This is a genomic window from Sporosarcina highlanderae, assembly GCF_030433715.1.
Classification (GTDB): Bacteria; Bacillota; Bacilli; order Bacillales_A; family Planococcaceae; genus Sporosarcina; species Sporosarcina highlanderae.
In genome coordinates this window covers 126,451-146,221 of the sequence record NZ_JAROCC010000001.1, presented here as the reverse complement: position 1 = coordinate 146,221, position 19,771 = coordinate 126,451, and the positions used below count along the sequence as shown (strand labels likewise).

The 19,771-nt window shown below is 46.1% G+C and carries 13 protein-coding genes; 10 read left to right on the top strand and 3 right to left on the bottom strand.

Annotated features, from left to right (window positions below):
- Window positions 1–195: 195 nt before the first annotated feature.
- The 8 genes from P5G49_RS00540 to P5G49_RS00505 all read left to right on the top strand — a co-directional run bounded on the left by P5G49_RS00540 (window position 196) and on the right by P5G49_RS00505 (window position 12,791).
- Window positions 196–528 carry a YhdT family protein gene (locus P5G49_RS00540; protein WP_301241489.1) on the top strand — a complete coding sequence of 111 codons (333 nt, stop codon included), beginning with the start codon at window positions 196–198 and terminating at the stop codon, window positions 526–528.
- A complete protein-coding gene (panF, locus tag P5G49_RS00535) occupies window positions 525–1,967 on the top strand; it encodes a sodium/pantothenate symporter (protein ID WP_301241487.1) in 1,443 nt (480 codons plus the stop codon). The genes P5G49_RS00540 and panF overlap by 4 nt, the downstream gene beginning before the upstream one ends.
- 350 nt (window positions 1,968–2,317) lie before the next feature.
- Window positions 2,318–3,229: a DMT family transporter gene (locus tag P5G49_RS00530; protein WP_301241485.1), complete on the top strand. Its 912-nt coding sequence runs from the start codon at window positions 2,318–2,320 to the stop codon at window positions 3,227–3,229.
- A gap of 345 nt (window positions 3,230–3,574) precedes the next feature.
- Window positions 3,575–5,785 (top strand): 5'-nucleotidase C-terminal domain-containing protein, encoded by a 2,211-nt coding sequence (locus P5G49_RS00525; protein ID WP_301241856.1) that lies wholly within the window; start codon window positions 3,575–3,577, stop codon window positions 5,783–5,785.
- Window positions 5,786–6,096: 311 nt separating this feature from the next.
- Window positions 6,097–7,590, top strand: a complete 1,494-nt coding sequence (locus tag P5G49_RS00520; protein WP_301241484.1) for an N-acetylmuramoyl-L-alanine amidase — start codon at window positions 6,097–6,099, stop codon at window positions 7,588–7,590.
- 83 nt (window positions 7,591–7,673) lie between these two features.
- Complete coding sequence (locus P5G49_RS00515) at window positions 7,674–9,563, top strand: S8 family peptidase (RefSeq protein WP_301241482.1); 1,890 nt, start codon at window positions 7,674–7,676, stop codon at window positions 9,561–9,563.
- A 60-nt stretch (window positions 9,564–9,623) separates the two neighbouring features.
- Window positions 9,624–10,676: a C40 family peptidase gene (locus P5G49_RS00510; RefSeq protein ID WP_301241481.1), complete on the top strand. Its 1,053-nt coding sequence runs from the start codon at window positions 9,624–9,626 to the stop codon at window positions 10,674–10,676.
- A gap of 69 nt (window positions 10,677–10,745) precedes the next feature.
- Window positions 10,746–12,791 (top strand): S-layer homology domain-containing protein, encoded by a 2,046-nt coding sequence (locus P5G49_RS00505; RefSeq protein ID WP_301241479.1) that lies wholly within the window; start codon window positions 10,746–10,748, stop codon window positions 12,789–12,791.
- A gap of 317 nt (window positions 12,792–13,108) precedes the next feature.
- Here the strand turns inward: P5G49_RS00505 and murJ are convergent, their stop codons facing one another.
- The 3 genes from murJ to csaB all read right to left on the bottom strand — a co-directional run bounded on the left by murJ (window position 13,109) and on the right by csaB (window position 17,353).
- Window positions 13,109–14,620: a murein biosynthesis integral membrane protein MurJ gene (gene murJ, locus P5G49_RS00500; RefSeq protein WP_301241477.1), complete on the bottom strand. Its 1,512-nt coding sequence runs from the start codon at window positions 14,618–14,620 to the stop codon at window positions 13,109–13,111.
- Between the two features lie 431 nt (window positions 14,621–15,051).
- Window positions 15,052–16,230: a glycosyltransferase family 4 protein gene (locus tag P5G49_RS00495; RefSeq protein WP_301241475.1), complete on the bottom strand. Its 1,179-nt coding sequence runs from the start codon at window positions 16,228–16,230 to the stop codon at window positions 15,052–15,054.
- A gap of 1 nt (window position 16,231) precedes the next feature.
- A complete protein-coding gene (csaB, locus tag P5G49_RS00490) occupies window positions 16,232–17,353 on the bottom strand; it encodes a polysaccharide pyruvyl transferase CsaB (RefSeq protein ID WP_301241473.1) in 1,122 nt (373 codons plus the stop codon).
- Between the two features lie 376 nt (window positions 17,354–17,729).
- Between csaB and P5G49_RS00485 the strand changes: the two genes are divergently transcribed.
- Together P5G49_RS00485 and P5G49_RS00480 are read left to right on the top strand one after the other, a co-directional pair.
- Window positions 17,730–18,449 (top strand): WecB/TagA/CpsF family glycosyltransferase, encoded by a 720-nt coding sequence (locus P5G49_RS00485; protein WP_301241471.1) that lies wholly within the window; start codon window positions 17,730–17,732, stop codon window positions 18,447–18,449.
- A gap of 22 nt (window positions 18,450–18,471) precedes the next feature.
- Window positions 18,472–19,761 carry a nucleotide sugar dehydrogenase gene (locus P5G49_RS00480; protein WP_301241470.1) on the top strand — a complete coding sequence of 430 codons (1,290 nt, stop codon included), beginning with the start codon at window positions 18,472–18,474 and terminating at the stop codon, window positions 19,759–19,761.
- Window positions 19,762–19,771 lie beyond the last annotated feature (10 nt).

The window sequence follows — 19,771 nt, the reverse complement described above, 5'->3', positions numbered from 1 at the left end:
AACTACGCATAAATCGCTCAAATCCCGCATAAATCTCCGAAATCCCGCATAAATCCCCACAAATACGCATAACGCCCGCTTCCTCCGCTCGCACTCTCCCTCAACCGCAATCTCCAATCTCTAATTTCCTCTCCCCAAAACAAGAAAATCCTGTATAATCAACCTCAAGATCACTAATAGAAAGGAGACCCAAAAATGCCCGCCAACAAACAAGCTTCAACCGACGGATACAAACCCGATCCGCGATTCAAAATCGCCCATAAAGAAGCCCTAATCGGCGTCGGTCTCGCAATCTTCAACTTCATCTGGTGGTTCGGCTTCGCCTACGGACTCGGCTCGCGCCCACCTGAAGAATATACATACATCTTTGGTCTGCCCGACTGGTTTTTCTATAGCTGCGTCATCGGCTTCATCCTAATGTGCGCACTCGTCATCTTCATTACAAAATTTGTACTGAAAGAAGTTCCGTTAGATGCGGACCCAATTGATTTTAATGAAACAATAGAGGAGGAATCGCAAAAATCATGAATATCCAAGTCATCATTCCCCTCGTCATTTTCTTGGTCGCAATCTTTGCCATCGGCTTCATCGCATCCAAACAAATGAACTCAAGCGGTGGTTTCCTCCAAGAGTACTTCCTTGGCGGACGCGAACTCGGCGGCTTCGTCCTTGCCATGACAATGGTCGCCACATACGGAAGTGCATCAAGCTTCCTTGGAGGACCCGGAACTGCCTATACAGTCGGCTTCGGCTGGATCCTCTTAGCCATGACACAAGTCGTCACGGGCTATTTCGTCCTGCTCATTTTAGGTAAAAAATTCGCCATCCTTGGTCGTAAATACAACGCCGTAACGATGATCGACTTCCTAAAGGCACGCTACAACAGCCCGACGGTCGCGATTCTATCTGCCATCGCAATCATCATCTTCCTATTCTCCGCCATGACCGCACAATGGGTCGGCGGGGGACGGCTCATTGAATCGCTCACGGGACTCGAGTACACAACAGCGCTCTTCATCTTCGCGATTTCCGTCCTCGTCTACGTGACTATCGGCGGATTCCGCGCAGTCGCACTAACGGACGCCGTCCAAGGCGCAATCATGGTCGTCGGCACACTCATCCTGCTCATCGGCGTCATCATCGCGGGCGGGGGAGTACCAGCCATCATGCAGGATTTATTGAATGAAAACCCAAGACTCGTCACACCATTCGGGGCAGACGGTACACTATCCGCCGCCTACGTATCCTCTTTCTGGATACTCGTCGGAGTCGGAGTCGTCGGTCTTCCGCAAATGGCAGTCCGCGCAATGAGCTACAAAAGCTCCCGCGCCATGCACAGGGCACTCGTCATCGGCACAATCGTCACAGGCTTCATCATGCTCAACATGCACTTGATCGGAATTTTCGCCCGACCAATTATGCCGGGCATCACCGTCGGAGACAAAGTCATTCCATTAATCGCGCTCGAAGTATTGCCCCCTTGGCTCGCAGGCATCGTCCTCGCGGCACCGATGGCAGCAATCATGTCAACAGTCGACTCGCTTCTATTATTAGTAAGCTCTGCGATTGTCAAAGACGTCTACCTGAACTTCATCAAACCGGAAGCAACCGAGAGACGGGTCAAACAAATAAGCGTCGGCGTCACAGGAATCCTTGGAATCATCGTCTTCCTACTAGCCATCCAGCCGCCCGACCTGCTCATCTTCCTGAACCTATTCGCCTTCGGGGGACTCGAGGCAGCCTTCATCTGGCCAGTCGTTTTAGGCCTATACTGGAAATACGGCAACAAATACGGCGCACTACTCAGCATGATCACCGGAATCGTCAGCTACATCGCAATCCATTTCTACAATTCGTCATACGGCAACCTATTCGGCGTCCACACAGTAACACTCCCAGTCCTACTGTCCCTGATCGCCTACATCATCGGCTCCCTCGCCATCCAGCGAAAAGCCTTCAGATTCTGAAATTAAAAGCGGACCTCCACACCCGGAGAGTCCGCTTTTCCAATCCAAAAACGCATAAACTCTATCAATCAAGCATAAATCCCTTCAAATACGCATAAACTCCATCAGAGACGCATAAATCCCCGCACACACGCATAACCGTCACTATTCAAGCATAAATGCTCCCAAACACGCATAACGCCTTCAATCCTACCCCTATATTTGTCAAAACCACTTCTCGCGAACAGTAGAGGACTACACAAAACAATCCTCCGCGATACGTAAATAGTGAAATTCCATATAGATTACTTTCTTTGGGTCCAATATGCTAAACTATCTCTACGAACCAACAGAAAGAAGGCCATCACTCCATGTGGAAACTATACACCTACCTCACCATCACCATGCTACTCTGGGGACTCAACCTCCCAATGCTCAAATACCTCCTCACCTTCATGAACCCCGTCACAATGACCGCATTCCGCGTACTCTCCGCCGGAATCACCGTCTTCATCATCCTCGCAGCCCTCAAACTCGTTCGGCTGCCAACAAAAAAAGAATGGACCTACATAGTAGGCGGAGCCATACTCAACGTCGTCTTCCACCACTACTTTCTCAACATGGGACTCTTCCGCACAAGCGGCACCAACGCCAGCCTCATCCTTGGAACCGGCCCAGTCCTAACCGCGATCTGCACAGCACTCATCCTGCGTAACTACCCGACCAAAATCCAATGGTTAGGCGCAGCAATAGGCTTCATCGGAATCGGCTCCGTCGTCCTTGCAGGCGGCGAATCAATAGCCGGCCTCGAATTAGGCGACGCATTCATCTTCATCTCCATCCTTGCACAAGTCCTTTCTTTTTTGGTAATCGCGAAGGCGGCAAGGACGCTTGACCCAAGGCTACTCACCGCGTACATGCTCGTCATCGGCAGCCTAATACTGTTCGTCATCAGCTTCATCCAAGAACCCTGCGAACTAACAAAATTCACAATTGTCCCTCCAAGCTTCTGGGTAATATTCGCAACAAGCGCAATCCTAAGTACAGCAGTCGGGCACATGCTATACAATTACTCAATTGCACAACTCGGTCCCGCGAAAGCCGCAATCTTCATGAACCTGAGCACCTTATTCGCCCTATCAGGCTCAGCCATTTTCTTAGGCGAAATCATAACCGGCAGGCACCTTATCGGCTTCCTGCTCATCATAGTAGGCGTCATCTTAGGCTCCGGCGCCGCCGAAGACCTCTATAAAAAAAGAAAAACTCCCAAGCCGTCCCACTAAGGACGGCTTGCTTCAAAACCAAACCCCTTAATTTGTCAAAACCTTTAAGCGCGAAACAGAAAAGGGAAATACAAAAATCCTCCGCGTCCCACAAGTCCCCAATCACGCATAATTACATCCAGAGACGCATAAATTCCCTGAAACAAGCATAAACTTTGCCAATCACGCATAATCACTCAAACTCAAGCATAACCTGCCCTAATCACTCATATCCGCCCCCAAATCCGCATAAATCCTCCGTACTCCCACAAATCTATCTTTTTCCATAGAGTTACACGATATTCAGTGGTAAAATAGTTTTGAAACTTACTACTACTCGAAAGAGGGGGAAATGATTTGAAATCAATGCAAAGCAAAAAGTTTTTAGCAACATCGATCGTAGCGGCTGCAGTAGCAGTTGCAGTAGCAACTCCATCGGCTTCCGCAGCCACGAGCACATTCAAAGATGTATCTACTAACTATCAGGCCGCAGTAGACTTCCTGTACACACATGCCATCACAAGAGGGTACACGCCTGACCACTTCGGCACAACGGATTCCGTCAAACGTGCGGATGCTGCAGTCCTGATCGCTAACGCATTAGGATTCGACCCTAACAAGTCTTACAAGGACGCCGGCTTCAAAGACGTTCCAGCACGCTCAAAATGGGCAGTAAATGCACTTGTCGAGGCTAAAATCATCGACGGCTTGAACGCCACTGAATTCGGCGCAGACGAACTACTAACACGTAACCAAATGGCGAAAGTACTCGCAAATGCAGGCAAGCTTTCCGTCAACAATAATGTAAAAACAACACAATTCAAAGACGTCAACTCAAACTTCGCAAAATACGTCGAGGCACTTGTGAAAGCAGGCATTACACAAGGGAAGTCGGACACGAACTTCGGCGCATATGACAATGTCACACGCGGCGAAATCGCTTTATTCCTATATCGCGCACAAGAAAATCTTGGCTTTATCGACTTGATGGTCATGCATATGAACGACCACCACGCATACTTGGCGCAATTCCCTTACGTTTCGACAGTCGTGAATGAGCTGAGAAGCAAACATGAAAATAATATTCTTCTTCATGCAGGGGACGCGTTCTCCGGTGACCTTTACTTCAACGCATTCCATGGTGCAGCAGACGTTGCCATGTTGAACCAACTTGGTTTCGATGCAATGACATTCGGTAACCACGAGTTCGATCTTGGAAGCACGAAAGAAGGCCATTTGAAGCTTCAGGAATTCATCAAAGCAGCAAAATTCCCGTTCGTTTCAGCAAACGTAGACTTCTCGAAGGACAAGCTTTTCGAAGGTCTTCAATCAAGATCTGTAACTGCCAACTATAAGGACGGCCAAATCTATGATGGAATCGTCATCAATGTAAACGGTCAGAAAGTCGGCGTTTTCGGTCTAACAACAGAGGAAACTCCTACAATTTCAAGCACTGGTGAAGTCAAGTTCGAAAACTATATTGATCGTGCAAAAGCTTCGGTCAAAGCATTCGAAGACCAAGGCATCAATAAAATCATCGCACTAACGCATATCGGATTCGACGATTCACTCGTATGGGACAATGACCAAGAACTTGCGAAACAAGTAGCAGGAATCGACATCATCGTCGGCGGTCATACGCACTCTTCAATCGGAGAGCCCAAAGTTGTAGTTAACGGTAATTCACCAACAATCATTGTCCAAGCACATGAATACGGAAAAGCACTCGGAACATTGGACGTCAAGTTCAATCCTAAAGGCGAAATCTATTCACATGCTGGTAAGTTAATCAATATTGATCCTAAAGAAATTGCTGCAGACAAAAAAGCTGCTGAAATTTTGGCACCATTCACAGACAAAGTGAATGAAATCAAAGCAGAATCCATCGGCTCTAAGGCAACTGTTCTTTTAGACGGTGAACGCGACAATAATAATGAAGGGATTTCAAGTGTCCGTCATAATGAAACGAACCTTGGAAACCTGATCACTGACGCAATGCTTTGGAAAGCGAAATCCATCAACGACAAGACAACAATTGCTATCCAAAATGGTGGCGGTATCCGTACTTCCATTAAAGCAGGTGACATCACAACAGGTGACATCCTTAAAGTGATGCCTTTCGGTAACGCATTGGCAATCGCAGAACTTTCCGGTGCTGACCTAATGGCTACACTTGAACACAGTGTAGGCGCTGACGCAATTGAAGGCGGAAAAGGCCTGAAAGAAAACGGCGGATTCCTTCAAGTTTCGGGCATGAAGTTCACATACGACAGCAAGAAAGCAAAAGGCGAGCGCATCCAATCCGTTCAAATCCTTGAAGGCGACAAATATGTTGATTTAGATAAAACTAAAACATACTTCATCGCGACAAACGCATTTACAGCTAAAGGCGGCGACGGCTTCGAAGCACTTGGCAATGCATACAAAGCAGGTAAAGTATCAGAACCAGGCTTCGTAGACTATGAAAACTTCATCGAATACGTAAAAACACTTAAAGGTGACCTATCACCTGAAATCGAAGGCCGCATCATTGACGTTTCACTCGAAACTCAACAAAACGGCTACAAAACGAAATAATCAATAAAAAAGTAGAGATGAGAATTCCACAATTCTCACCTCTACTTTTTTCTATTTACAGCTCTTCATAATCTATTAACCTATAATCCACTCAAATTCGACCATAATAGTACTTTTTAGCCAAAACCCCACCATATCACTACCTAAACAACCTAAAAATATCACAATTCCCCAAAAAACCTACACATTCGGCAACCCACTTAGACACGAATCTCCAAAAAAACAGAAATTAGTCCTAATGAAACATATAAATATATAAATCAATATGATAGACTAAAAGAAACATTTTCCACAAAGGAGTACAGTCTTAGATGAAAAAAAGTGTTTTATTTTTGTTGTCGTTGTTGTTGATTTTTTCATTTGACCTTTTCACACCTAAACCTGCCTCAGCTGCTACCGGATTTGTGGACATCCCTACTACACATAGAGCGTATAAAGAGATTAGCTATCTAGAGCAAGGAAACATAACAACATCCGACATTTTCAACCTGTTTGACCCCGATGCACCAATGACACGGGCTCATGCAGCTGCAATGATCGGCAAAGCGATCCAATTGCACGGAACACCAGTCGAAACAAGATTTTCGGATGTGCCAACAGAGCATTTTGCATCAGGATACATAGAAGAATCCGTTTACCGTGGCATAATTTTCGGCTACAAACAAGAAGACGGAACATATCTGTACAAGCCTGAACAGCAATTGAAGCGCGGTGAAATGGCATTACTCATCAGCAGGGCATTCGGATACCAATCTGATACAACGAACGCCGCTGCAAAGGAATTCATGGCAAAAGGCATTTCACAAGGGACAGGTAACGGAAACTTCGGAACCGAGGACCTCATGAAGCGCGGGGATTTCGCAGTATTCCTTGCACGAGCTGTCAATGCAGAATTCCGTGTGAAAGGTGAAAATCTTTCAACCACGCAAATGTATGTGGCAGTGCCTGAAGATACATCGCTAAACATGCGGACAGGCCCATCTACCGAATATACAAACACAAAAAAGCTATTTACAGGATATCCAGTCGACATTCTATATAATGTCGGAAGCTGGCTTTATGCAAAAGTCGACAACTCCTATGGGTTCATTTCTGGTGAATTCCTAACTACAGACGAGCCGACGATTAGCAGCGTCAAAGATCCAATCGACGTCATCACGGATATCATCAGCGGCAAAAAGCCGCTGAACCAAATGACAATCGTCATCGACCCGGGCCACGGTGGAAAAGATCCTGGTGCGGTTGGGAATAAAATGCAGGAAAAAGAAGTCGTCCTGGATATTTCAAAACGCGTCAAAAAGTACTTCCAAGGAACGCCGATCAACGTCAAATTGACTCGTGAAACAGACGTCTTCGTTGAACTTGCAGACCGCGTTAAGTTTGCAAAAAATAACAAGGCAGACCTATTCGTCAGCGTACATGCCAACGCCTTTAATGGCTCGACATCTGGCATCGAATCGTTCTACTACAGTGCTGCGCGCAATCCGAACGTAAATGAATCAAAAGCACTTGCGACATACATTCAGAAACGTATGCTTGAAGCATGGAATCTACCGGATCGACGCGTACAAAGCAAATCGCTTCACGTCATCCGTGAAAACTCGATGCCTGCGACTTTGATTGAAGTCGGATTTATCGACAACGCTAAGGACGCACAATATATCGCGTCACCAGCACATCGCGAAACGATGGCAAAAGCGGTATTCCTTGGCACGCTCGATTATCTATATAACTATGAAGGCCGCACGGACATCATGTCATTCTATACGAACAACCATGCAACACCTTCAAAAAAATATCATTAATAGGTTACCCACAGCCCTACTAGAATCTCTCTTTCTGGAGGGCTTCTTTTATAGGTCATCTCTGAACAAGGACGGTGAAGTCAGTGAAAAAGTTTATAAGTTCCATCGCAATCATGTTCACACTTATTTTCACGATACAAATCCATGCAAATGCACAAGTTCAAGAAAAGTCGTATCTGATTAGCGGTGGAGAGCAAAGCGACATAGTGAATTATATGAATGAAAACGGAATGCGCATCGAAAAAGCGTATCCTGCCTTCGACGTTATTTCCGCATCGTTGACAAGCACCGAAATTGCTATATTACAAGATAAATACCCGAAAATTACAATTCAAAACAACCTGACATATAAAAAAAGTGTAGACAAAGAACTTCTATCAAGTTCGCTGATCAACACTACCAAAAAAATCACCATCCCCTACACGGGAAAAGGCATAAAAGTCGCTGTCCTTGACTCCGGAATCGACGTCAACCACCGGGATCTCAATGTTAAAGGCGGCTATTGCTCCATGAATAACGATTGCCCGATTGACGTCCCCTATGACGATGACAACGGACACGGAACTCATGTCGCGGGGATCATTGCTGCGCTTGCCAATCAAACCGGCATCGTCGGCATCGCACCTGATGTCGACCTATACAGCATCAAAGCCCTAAACGGATTCGGTGTCGGTTCGACAAATAGCCTGATTGACGGCATCGATTGGGCAATCAAACAGAAGATCGACATTTTGAACCTAAGCATCACAACTGAAAAAGACGATCCCGCGCTTGAAACTGCATTGAAAAAAGCATACGAACAAGGAATGCTCATCGTTGGGTCAGGCGGCAACAATGGCGGCGAGCAAAGCGGCACAGTCATGTACCCTGCCAAATACGAATCGGTCATCGCAGTCGCAGCAGTCAAATCAGACTTGTCGAAGCTCAAGAATAGCGCAACCGGAAAGGAAATTGAAATCGCAGCACCAGGCGAATCAATCTTCAGTACCTATCCGATGAAATGGGATTTCGAGGACGAAAAAGCGGACGGCTACACACGCTTGTCCGGAACGTCGATGGCAACGGCTCATGTGACAGGCATCTTAGCCCTATACAAAGAACGCTTCCCGACAATGACCAACACAGAAATCCGCACGCTTATCGCGAATTCTGCCAAGGACCTTGGAGAGCAGGGGAAGGATGACATTTACGGTCACGGCCTCGTCCAGTACAAGCAAAACTTCGATAACTCAATAGAATTCACCTATAAATCGGAGTTAGGAAAATTAACATTGCAGTACACAGGCGATAAAAAGATAGAAATCGCAGGTAACAACAGCTTACAGCTTGCCAATGGCCAGTGGGAAATTTACGGTGTCGCTGGCAATCTCGATCTACTTGTCAAAACGAAAACTGCGCAAGGCACTGAATGGATTGAAAACAAACTCTTTCATCTACAAGAACCTAATTTCAAAGATATGAATAACCGTCAACGCTTTGCCGGCCCAATCGGCTACTTGACGAACAAGAAACAGTTGAAAGGCTTCCCAGACGCAACAATCCGTCCTTACGAAAATATCACGAGAGCGGAAGCGGCTACCATTATCGGAAGAGCTTTAGGCTATCCCGAAAAGTCCGCAACAAACACATTTAAAGACGTCTCGCCAACTTCATTCGCAGCCGGTTACATAGAGGCATTGAAAAACGCCGGCATCATTTCCGGATTTGCAGGCAATACATTCAAACCCGATCAAAAGGTGACTCGAGGCGAAATGGCAATTCTCATCTCTAAAGCATTCAAGTTGAAAACGGATAACGTCAATCGCTTCACGGACTGCCATCCATCAATGGCTTCGTATGGCGCCATCAACGCCCTTATCGCCGCCAAAATAACAAATGGCTATGCTGACAACACCTTCAAACCGAATGACCAAATGAGCCGCGCAGATTTCGCAGTCTTCCTTGCAAGAGTCCAAGAGGACGCGTTCAAGTAATCTATAATGAAAATTCTATAAAGAGTTTCCATAGAGGAAAATCGGGAGTGAGAATGATAAATGAAAGCGATAAAAATAACGCTAATGTTTCTACTAATTTTGAGCGTGTTTCCTACTTTGCAAGCAAAAGCAATGAACGGAAGTCCTGCTGAATTTGCGATTAACTTCGAAGGGACCCCCTATAAATTCGCAGGCAACACCCCTGAAGAAGGATTCGACTGCTCAGGCTTCATCGTTTACGTATTCAACCATTTCAACATCAAACTGCCGCGGACGTCAGAGGGACAGTTCAGCCACGGCACACCAGTCGCCACCGAAGATTTGCAACCGGGGGACCTCGTATTCTTCAAAGATACGTACAAACCTGGAATCTCCCATACGGGCATCTATCTCGGGGACAATCAATTCATCTCCGCTGAAAATGAAAAGCGCGGTGTCGCCACAGCAAAATTATTCGGCCATCCCTACTGGGAACCGCGTTATATCGGGGCAAGAAGGTTAACAGATACAAATTCAAATCCGAATCCGAATCAAAATCAAAACCCTTCACCGTCTATCCCGGCTGATCAGGAAAAATCATTCGTCGATGTAGACGCCAAGCACCCTGCCTACAACGCAATTCTGAACTTAAGTAGCTCAGGAATCATTAACGGTTTCCCGAATGACGAATTCAAGCCTGAAACTACAATTACACGTGGGCAGGCAGCAGCTATGCTAAACCGTGTTTTGAAGCTGACACCAACACAAGAAGTGATTTTCAACGATGTCGATAAAAACCATCAGTTCGCAGTCCATATCGCAGCAATGAATGAAGCAGACATTTTAAGAGGTTACGAGAACGGAAACTTCGGTCTCAACGATAACCTGACGCGTACACAGTTAGCCGTCATCGTCGACCGAGCTTTCGACCTTCAAACGAAAGCAAAAGGACAAGTTCACATCTCATCCCTCTATGACGACATCCCGTCAACGTACTGGGCTATGAACTCAATCAACGCCCTAAAACAGTTAGACAAAACAGGCGTCTTCCAAACGCCGACCTATGAATTCACAAAAATCGTCACCAGAGCCGAATTCGCAGCAGCAGTTTACAGCTCGATCAGCGCAAATTAACACCAAACTATTCAAACTCTGTTAAGGAGACCGATAGAAAGATAGTAAATAGCTCCAAGGAGGAAACAAATGAAACGCAAACTAACAGCGATGATCGTCATCCTGATGCTACTCATACAAATAGCCCCATCAGTCTCCCATGCGGATGAACTGACAGGTTTGACATTGGAAAAAGAAGTCCGTGAAATGGTTGCAATGGGCATCATTAAAGGATTCTCAGACGGCAAAATCTATCCGAAAGCCGACGTGAACCGCGGTGACTTCGCCGCATTCCTATCACGTACAATGAAACTATCTGCCGAAGTACCAGAATTCACCGATGTGAACCCATCATCAGCAATTGCAGGTGAAATCGGAGCCATCCAAAAGAGCGGCATTATGAAAGGAACATTGGACGGCAAATTCATGCCCCTCAAATTAATGACGAGGGAAGAAATGGCAGTCACTGCCGCCCGCGCAATAAATTACTTAGGCATTCACATCGATGCAAGTGAAATCGTCCTTACAGACGAATCCATATTCGCATCCGCAGAAGGGGTCAACGCAGCAAAAATTGTATTCGCCGCAGGCATCATGAACGGAACGAAAGTCGACCCGACACGCACAATCATCACATTCGACCCGGCGGGACTTTCGAAGAGGGATCAGGTCGCAGCGGTACTTAGCCGATTCCTTGCATTCAGGGCAAAGCATGAACTTCCTGAATTAGAGCCGGAAGAACCATCAATACCGAAACCGCCAACTCCACCCGTAGCAGCACCGGATAAATTCCAGCTTGCCATAGTGGAAAATAAAGCGATGAAACTGTTAGACAAGAAATACGACACATACGCAGAAGCGGTCAAAGCATTTACTACCAGTCCGATAGCTGAAGGAATTTACAGGGGCAAAGAGTTGCTACGCATTAAAAGCGGCATGGCATTTGCCCAAGGACCATTAAATAATGCAACAGTCATCTATTCAAGCCCGACATTCGGAACGCAACTCACCTATATCGAGGCGGGCCGTGAAATGGGCGTTCTTGAATACGCTGAAAACTATGTAAAAGTACAAGTAGGGGACACAGTCGGCTATGTAAAGCATAACCAAATCGATTTCGTGCCCGTTTCCATCTCTCAATCCAAAGACTACTATATTGGTAACAGCGCAGGTGAGCTACTCCACTATACGTACAACTACCTGACTCACGCTTACGGGGCATACAGCATAGGTCCAGTTCCCGAGTTCATGAAGATAGGAACCCGCTACTATTCAAGGGATGGAGTCCATTTCCTTGATGGATCAGGTAAAGTGGCTGGTACGCATTATCCATACTTCCAGTTCCAGTCCATCCGTTCGAAAACGGAGTATACTGCTGAGGAAATTGATGCTTTCATCCTTCGAATCGTCGCGGAAAAGGAAAGCACAGGCCTACCGAAATATGCTGAAGCAACATTGAAATCAAAAATTATTGGATTAGGTTCTTATATTAAAGAGATGGAAGAGCACTACAGAGTTAACGGACTCTTCATCTTATCAGCCGCCATGCACGAAAGTGACTTCGGCATGAGTAAAAACGCATTCGAGAAAAACAATCTTTTCGGCATTAGAGTATTCGACAGCACGCCAGAAGCGGGGGAGAAATACGCAACCCCAGAGCGCAGTATCGAAGCATTCGTATTGGAATACGCTAACAAAAACTACGGCATTCCAGGACGACCTTACGCGAAAGGCGCCGTTCCTGGCAATAAAACCGTCGGCTTCAACGTCCACTACGCCTCCGACCCGACATGGGGAGCAAAAATTTCCGGCCATATGTGGAGAACGGACAAAGCAATGGGCAGCAAAGACTTCAACAGATACCGACTCGCCAGGACGAACGTCAAAGCATCCTTAAACGTCAGAACTGAACCAGTAGTAACACCAGAAACAGTCCTCTTCACATTTGCCGAACGCGACCTCGGTCGTAGCGGCGAAAGCGGCTACCCAGTAGCCATCGTCGAACAACAAAAAGGCGAAGACGGCTACATCTGGTACAAAATCTTCGCCGACTCCGTCACCCACGACAAATCCGGACAACACATCGAATTCGGCTGGATCCGCGGCGACTTCGTAACAGACTTGAATACAAAATAATAAAAAAGTAGAGGGCAAGAAATTCTCCCTCTACTTTTTTCTATTTAAAATAAAATCTATTAGATTGTCAAAAGCATTCAGCGCGAATCAGAAATCCTTAGCAAAGCATCCATCCACGTCCATAGCAAACCTAAAAACAGGACGGAATAAACTTGAATCACGCATAAATCCTCAAACTCACGCATAAAACCGCCAAATCACGCATAAACTCCAAAATTCACGCATAACGCCGCCGAATCACGCATAAACTCCGAAACTTACGCATAAACCGCCGGATTTACGCATAAACCCCTAATCTCACGCATAAACTCAGCCGTTTACCCGCGCCTCAACATCCCCATAAATCGATTAAACCCTTCACGATACATAACCCGGATCATCGCCGCATAAACAACTACCCCTATCGGTACAAGCACCGCCAACTCATAAAGCGAATACCAATCTCCGGCATGCAGCAAAACTTTCGCTCCCCACACAACAAGACCCATCACAATCGCAGGACCCACTACACGCGAACTCATCCGCGCAAACCGCTTCAGCTCAGCTACCCCTAAATCCTTATAAACAACTACCATCGAGACAACAAAATAATAAACGCTGACAACCGAAGCCGATATCGCAAGGGCAGGATAGCCATACTTATCGACTAACAGCCAGTTCAAGAAGAAGTTCACCGCGATTGTCGTCACACTAATCCGGAAAACAACCGCCGTCTTGCCCCTCGAATACATCGACTTAGACAAAATCAGCTGCATCCCCTGGAACACGATAATCGGCAAATAAAGCAGCAATGTGATATACGTATTCGCGGTATCAACTGCAGTAAATTTCCCTCGTTCATAAATGAACGACACAACCGCATCCCCAACAACTAACAAACCAATTGCAATCGGCAGAAGCGTCACCAACGAAATCTCCATTCCACGGAATACAGTATCCTTGAATTTATCCAATTGCCCCGTCTGCTCGCTCATCAAAGTGAAAATGATGGCGGCAAGCGTCGTCGCATAAATCGCATTCGGAATACTGATGATCAGCGAAGAGTTGTTCAAATAAGTAACCGCCGCCTCCTCAGTCCCCGAAGCAAAGTACCGGTTCACAAATAAATTCACCTGACCAACGACTGAATTCAATAATGATGGAATGATCAAAACCAAAAACGCCTTGGCAAACGTCTTTTCCATATTGAAAACAGGCTGCCACTTATAGTCGGAGCGTGCAAGTGCAACAACCTGCACAATAACGCCCATCACCGTTCCGGTAATAAACCCGTACACAAGCGAATAAATGCCCCACACATCACTGAACAAAATGGCAAACACAGCCGCCATCAACGTCGCCAACAACTTCGCCATTTGAGATGGAACAAAAATGCGGCGTGACTGCAAATACGAATCCAGCAATCCACTGAGTGCAATCATCGTCATGAATGCGAAAAACCACCGTGTCATCTCAACAGCAAGCACCTTCGTTTCGAAAACGGCCTTCTGATAAATAAACGGTACAAACCAGTCCGCTAAAAACCATCCGAACAAGCTGATAAACACGAATAACAAAATCGTCCAATTCAAAAGCGCATTCGCATTTCGATCACTATGCTCCGGATTACCCGAACGGCTCTTCACATACATCGGCAAAAACACATTATTAAAGCCCGTCGAAATCATCGCTACAATCAATGTAATAAACCCGAACGCCAAGAAATAAGCATCCGTCTCATGCGACGCCCCAAACTCCTTCGCAACAATCGACTCACGAATAAAGCCCGACACCTTCAAAATAAGAGCAAGCAACGTCGTCCACAAAGCCGCCTTCTTCAATTTGCTCATAACGTCATCCACCTAACCCGCATCAGCGCCATCAACAACGCCGTTATTTATGTACTGTATCTTTTATACAAAAAGTATACCAAACCATCGCCGAATCCCTTAAACGCTTGCATTATTTGTGAACGGCATTAGGCGCAAAAAGGAAGTAGTAGAGCACCATAAATCCCTGCGACACCCAAATAAAAAAATGCCCCCAACCCGGGCTGGAGGGCACTAACTATCTTTTATCTCTTCTCTTAAATCTCTTAAATCCCTTTAACTCTAAAAAACAGGACAGCATGCATCAGCCTATCCGTTGATTGAAGCGAAAGGCGGCGACTCCTGGGGGATCAGCACGAGCTGAAGACCCTGGACCGAGCGCAGCGAGGGAAGCGGCTGAAGCCGTGCCCCCCGGAAAGCGTCCGCCTGTAGCGCAAATCAACACCGTTGACTCACTGTTTACCCAACGCCTTCAAATAAATCGCCTCATACTTCTCCGCAGCCGCAAAATGCGAATAATCCGCAACAATCTTCGCCCGCGCCGCATCAGCCAACTGCTGTGCATAAACAGGATCCTCCAACAACCGGACCATCGCCTCGCTCAACGCTTCCACATTCTGCTCCTCAACAAGCAAACCATCCACGCCGTCATCGATAATCTCCTTCAACCCGCCAACCGCACATGCAATCAGCGGAGCACCGGATCCCATCGCCTCAAGCGCCGAAATTGACGTCGCTTCCTCTACACCCGCAGAGTAAATCGACGGAACAAGCGCAACATTCGCCAACGCATAATATTCCAAGATCTCCGAATGGTCAACCGCGCCAACCAACGTCACACGATCCGAAATTCCAAGCTCACTTGCCTTCGCCTTCATCTCATCCGCCATCTCGCCAGTCCCGGCAAACACAACGCGTGCCTTCGGGAATTTCTCAAGAACCGCTGGCAATGACAAAATCGGGTAAATAACACCGTTCTTCTTCGTCAAACGCCGTGGCACGAAAAAGATTAAATCATCCTTCGCAAAACCATGCTTCTCACGGAACTCATCCCGACGCTCTGCTTCAGGCTTAAACGACTCCACATCAATGAAGTTCTTAATCATATTCCCAACAACGCCAGTTTCTTTTTCAATATAATCCTTGATACGCGTATCGACCGTAATCACTTCGCGCGTCCCCAAATACGATTTCCGCTCCGCCTGCATCAATTCATCTGCTTCAGGGGAATTTTCCATGACTGTACCCTTAGAAATTCCCTCGAAAGTCAAATACCCATGAACCGTACTAACGACAGGCACGTCCGATTCAAGCGCGGCAAGCGTAGTATAAGCATCTTGAGCATTGATAAGATCATACTCGCCGCCCTTAACTTTATCCTTAATTAACGACTCAAGCTCATCCTTCCGTCGATTCAACGTCCAGACATACCCGGAGCCTTTCTTCATTTTATTCAAGACAAATGCCGGTCCACGGACAATGCCGTCACGCTTCCACTTCGGTACATCTGAGAACGATACGATATCTACAGAATGTCCTCGTGACTCAAGTCCAGCCTTCAAAGTTGTTAAATGGACTGATAACCCACCTAAATGGGGATAATCATATGCAGTAGCTAATAATATTTTCAATTCAACGTCCTCCATTCAAAAAGCGCTCACGTAATAAATCGACATTGCGCAATGCTTCCCGGCGCAATACGTCAACTTTCGGTGCAATCATCTCTTTCGTCTCAGCACCATGGTCAAGCACATAAAGGGCATTTTCAAGAAGTGCCTCTTTAGTGAAATCCCCAAGAGGGAAAGAGCGGTCCCACATTCCGGAGCGCTTCAAAAAGCTTTCAACTTTCTGGTCATAGCTCAACCCGATATGCGGTACATTCGAAAGTGCCGCGAATATCAACGCATGCAAGCGCAATGCAATCGTCAACTCGGTCTTCGAGATGAAATTATAAAACTCATTCGGTGTGAATGAATCGCCTAACAACCGTGTCTTACTTGCATTCTTCATCTTCGCCATCACTTTTTTCGACACATTCGTATCATAAGGCGGCTCCATAGGGACGAAAACAGGCATGACACCGCGCTGTTCAATCAGCTCGTCCAACACCCATGCAAGCTTTTCGATATACTCATCTTCATGATCAAACCAAGGACGAGGAGCAACAGCGACAAGACGTTCATCACCCTTCAAACCAAGCGAAGCATACGCTACATGATCTTCCGTAGGTTTGAAAGCAAAAACGATATCTGCAGTAACGACCGTCTCAGGCTTCGTCACTTTCAAGTTCTCAAGATACGTTTTCGAATACTCGTCCCTTACGGTAACGAAATCAGCCTTATTGGCAAGCGCACGCATGAGAAACTTGCCCCAACCGCTCGTAACCGGACCGATTCCTTGAGAAAAGAACATAACTTTCGTACCACACAATTTCGCAAGCAATACAATCAGCAAATAATAAGGAAGCGGGCCGAATAAAAACTTCGTTGGATATGTATCCTGTAGCAAACCGCCGCCACCAGATATCAAAAGATCCGCATCGCGAAGCGCCTTCACCTTTTTCTTATTCTCATGCCGCCAACCACGGTAAACAGACTTCACACCATGCTCCTTAGAAGTCTTATCAGGGGAGAGCGAAAACACCGTAATATCCGGATTATCAAGCTCAGCACGCAAATTATCAACAATAGCTTTCAAAATAGCCTCATCACCCGTATTACCAAGACCATAAAAGCCCGAAATCACTATTTTCAATAGATATCCTCCTCAAAACAAAAGCTTCCACGAAGCCGTGAAAGCACAAATTTTAGTTAAATGAAAGTCGTCTTATATAAGGAACGAAATGATGAATGAAATGTTGCTTTCATCTTTTAAATGAATAGTAATTTCCGTTGCTTGAAGTGGAAGGCGGCGACTCCGAGGGGATTAGCGGGACAGGTGAGACCCCGCAGTGGAGCGAAGCGACCGAGGAGGCTCACCGCCCGCCCCCCGGAAAGCGTCCGCCTAAAACGCAAAGCAACAGTTTGATTACATTATAACTTATGATATCATCGTTCCCGTTTGCTATGCAACCGCTACGGGATTCTGCTATACTAATACAATTGAAAGCGAACGAATCGAGGGTCAGTCAATGAAAGAAACTTACCTTGGCGTCCATGTGTCGCCACTTACATATGAAGGAATCATCAACGAAATAAAAACCCGGATGACAGCCGGCCAACAATCCACAATCATAGCCGTCAACCCGGAAAAAGTAATGGCCGCGCAAAAAAATCCCGAAGTGAAGCAACTTATTAACGGGTCAACGTTTCAAATACCAGATGGCGTAGGCATACTACTTGCATCCAAGATGAAGAACGGGAAAATCCAATCCCGCGTTACCGGTGTCGACATGATGGCAAGACTGCTTAAATTTGCAGCAGACGAAAATCATCCCATCTATCTATACGGTGCAAAGAATGAAGTCGTCCAAAAAGCCGCCGAAAATATAAAACAACAAAATCCCGGAATCACCATCGCAGGAATAACGGACGGGTATGAACAAGACGAAGAAGCACTCATCCAACGCATCAATGAAAGTGGTGCTGAAATCATTTTCGTTGCCTTAGGTAGCCCAAAACAAGAACTTTGGATAAAACGAAACATGGACAACCTGAAGAACGTCTTAGTATTTCAAGGAGTCGGTGGAAGCTTCGACGTGTTTTCAGGAACCGTCAAGCGGGCACCAGCCTTATTCAGAAATACAGGCACGGAGTGGCTTTACAGATTGGCAAGCGATCCGAAAAGGATAAAGCGTCAAATGAACTTGCCCCTCTTTCTCATGAACATCCTATTTAATAGAAGAAACTAATAAAAGTAAGGAGTCACTCAATATGAAAAAGTCAATTTGTATCGTCGGTTTAGGGTATATCGGATTACCAACAGCAGTAATGTTTGCGAACCACGGACACAAAGTTCACGGCGTAGACGTCAATGAAAGCGTAGTGGAGAGCATCCGCAACAAAAAGCTTCATATAGAAGAGAACGGTCTTCAGGAACGTTTGAATGAAGCAATCGACTCAAACTCACTTACAGTTTCCACTACACCAGTGAAAGCAGATGTGTTCATCATTGCAGTCCCTTCACCGATCAGAGAAGACAAAACAGCGAACCTTGAGTACATTCGCAGCGCATCCAAAGCAATCGCGCCATTCGTTGAAAAAGGGAACCTCGTCATTTTAGAATCAACAGTTCCACCAAGAACCGTTCAAGACGTCGTTATTCCTGAACTCATATCGTCTGGCCTTGAAATCGGCACAGACCTATTCGTCTCCCATTCGCCTGAACGGGTAATTCCTGGCCGCGTTTTCGAAGAACTGATTTCAAATGACCGTATCATCGGCGGTATCAATGAAGAATCTGCAAAAATGACTTCAGATCTTTACCGTTCATTTGTCAAAGGTCAGATGCATGAAACGGACGATACAACAGCTGAACTCGTCAAAGTAATGGAGAACACATACCGCGATGTCAATATCGCATTGGCAAACGAACTTGCAAAACTATCTGCAACAATCGGCGTGAACGTTTGGGAAGCGATTCGTCTCGCAAACTTCCACCCGCGCGTCAATATCCATCAGCCGGGTCCAGGAGTAGGCGGCCATTGCATCGCAGTCGATCCATGGTTCCTTGTTGAATTAAACCCTGAAATCGCCAAGATTATCAACCTATCACGTAATACGAACGATGGCATGCCTGCTTATACAGCAAATCTATTAACGACGATCCTTCAGGCAAAAGGCATTGAGACACACTATGCAAAAGTGGCGGTATTAGGTCTTGCGTTCAAAGGGAATATCGATGATATGAGGGAAAGTCCGTCTGTCGATGTCGTAGAAGAGCTTCAAAAGAAAGCATTGAATGTAGTAGCATTCGATCCGCATATTAAGAAGAACAATCTTGAAGCCCAAACGCAAAACATGGAGGAGGCATTACAAGGGGCAGTCGCTGCTATCATCCTAACAAGCCATGATGAATTCAAGAATCTCGATCCAAACGAAATTGCTGATATCATGGAAAACAAAATCATCATCGATACGAAGCAATGCATCGATCGCGAAAAATGGCAAGCGGCCGGATTTGAAGTATATGTTTTGGGAGATTCTAAAAATAGTGCGTTTTAAAATCCTAAAG

Bases quoted from the DNA above. Each gene is read 5' to 3' on its own strand.
- P5G49_RS00540 (WP_301241489.1), top strand. From the start codon at position 196: ATGCCCGCCAACAAACAAGCTTCAACCGACGGATACAAACCCGATCCG.
- P5G49_RS00480 (WP_301241470.1), top strand. From the start codon at position 18,472: ATGAAAAAGTCAATTTGTATCGTCGGTTTAGGGTATATCGGATTACCA.
- P5G49_RS00520 (WP_301241484.1), top strand. From the start codon at position 6,097: ATGAAAAAAAGTGTTTTATTTTTGTTGTCGTTGTTGTTGATTTTTTCA.
- P5G49_RS00510 (WP_301241481.1), top strand. From the start codon at position 9,624: ATGAAAGCGATAAAAATAACGCTAATGTTTCTACTAATTTTGAGCGTG.
- murJ (WP_301241477.1), bottom strand. From the start codon at position 14,620: ATGAGCAAATTGAAGAAGGCGGCTTTGTGGACGACGTTGCTTGCTCTT.
- P5G49_RS00485 (WP_301241471.1), top strand. From the start codon at position 17,730: ATGAAAGAAACTTACCTTGGCGTCCATGTGTCGCCACTTACATATGAA.
- P5G49_RS00525 (WP_301241856.1), top strand. From the start codon at position 3,575: ATGCAAAGCAAAAAGTTTTTAGCAACATCGATCGTAGCGGCTGCAGTA.
- P5G49_RS00505 (WP_301241479.1), top strand. From the start codon at position 10,746: ATGAAACGCAAACTAACAGCGATGATCGTCATCCTGATGCTACTCATA.
- P5G49_RS00530 (WP_301241485.1), top strand. From the start codon at position 2,318: ATGTGGAAACTATACACCTACCTCACCATCACCATGCTACTCTGGGGA.
- panF (WP_301241487.1), top strand. From the start codon at position 525: ATGAATATCCAAGTCATCATTCCCCTCGTCATTTTCTTGGTCGCAATC.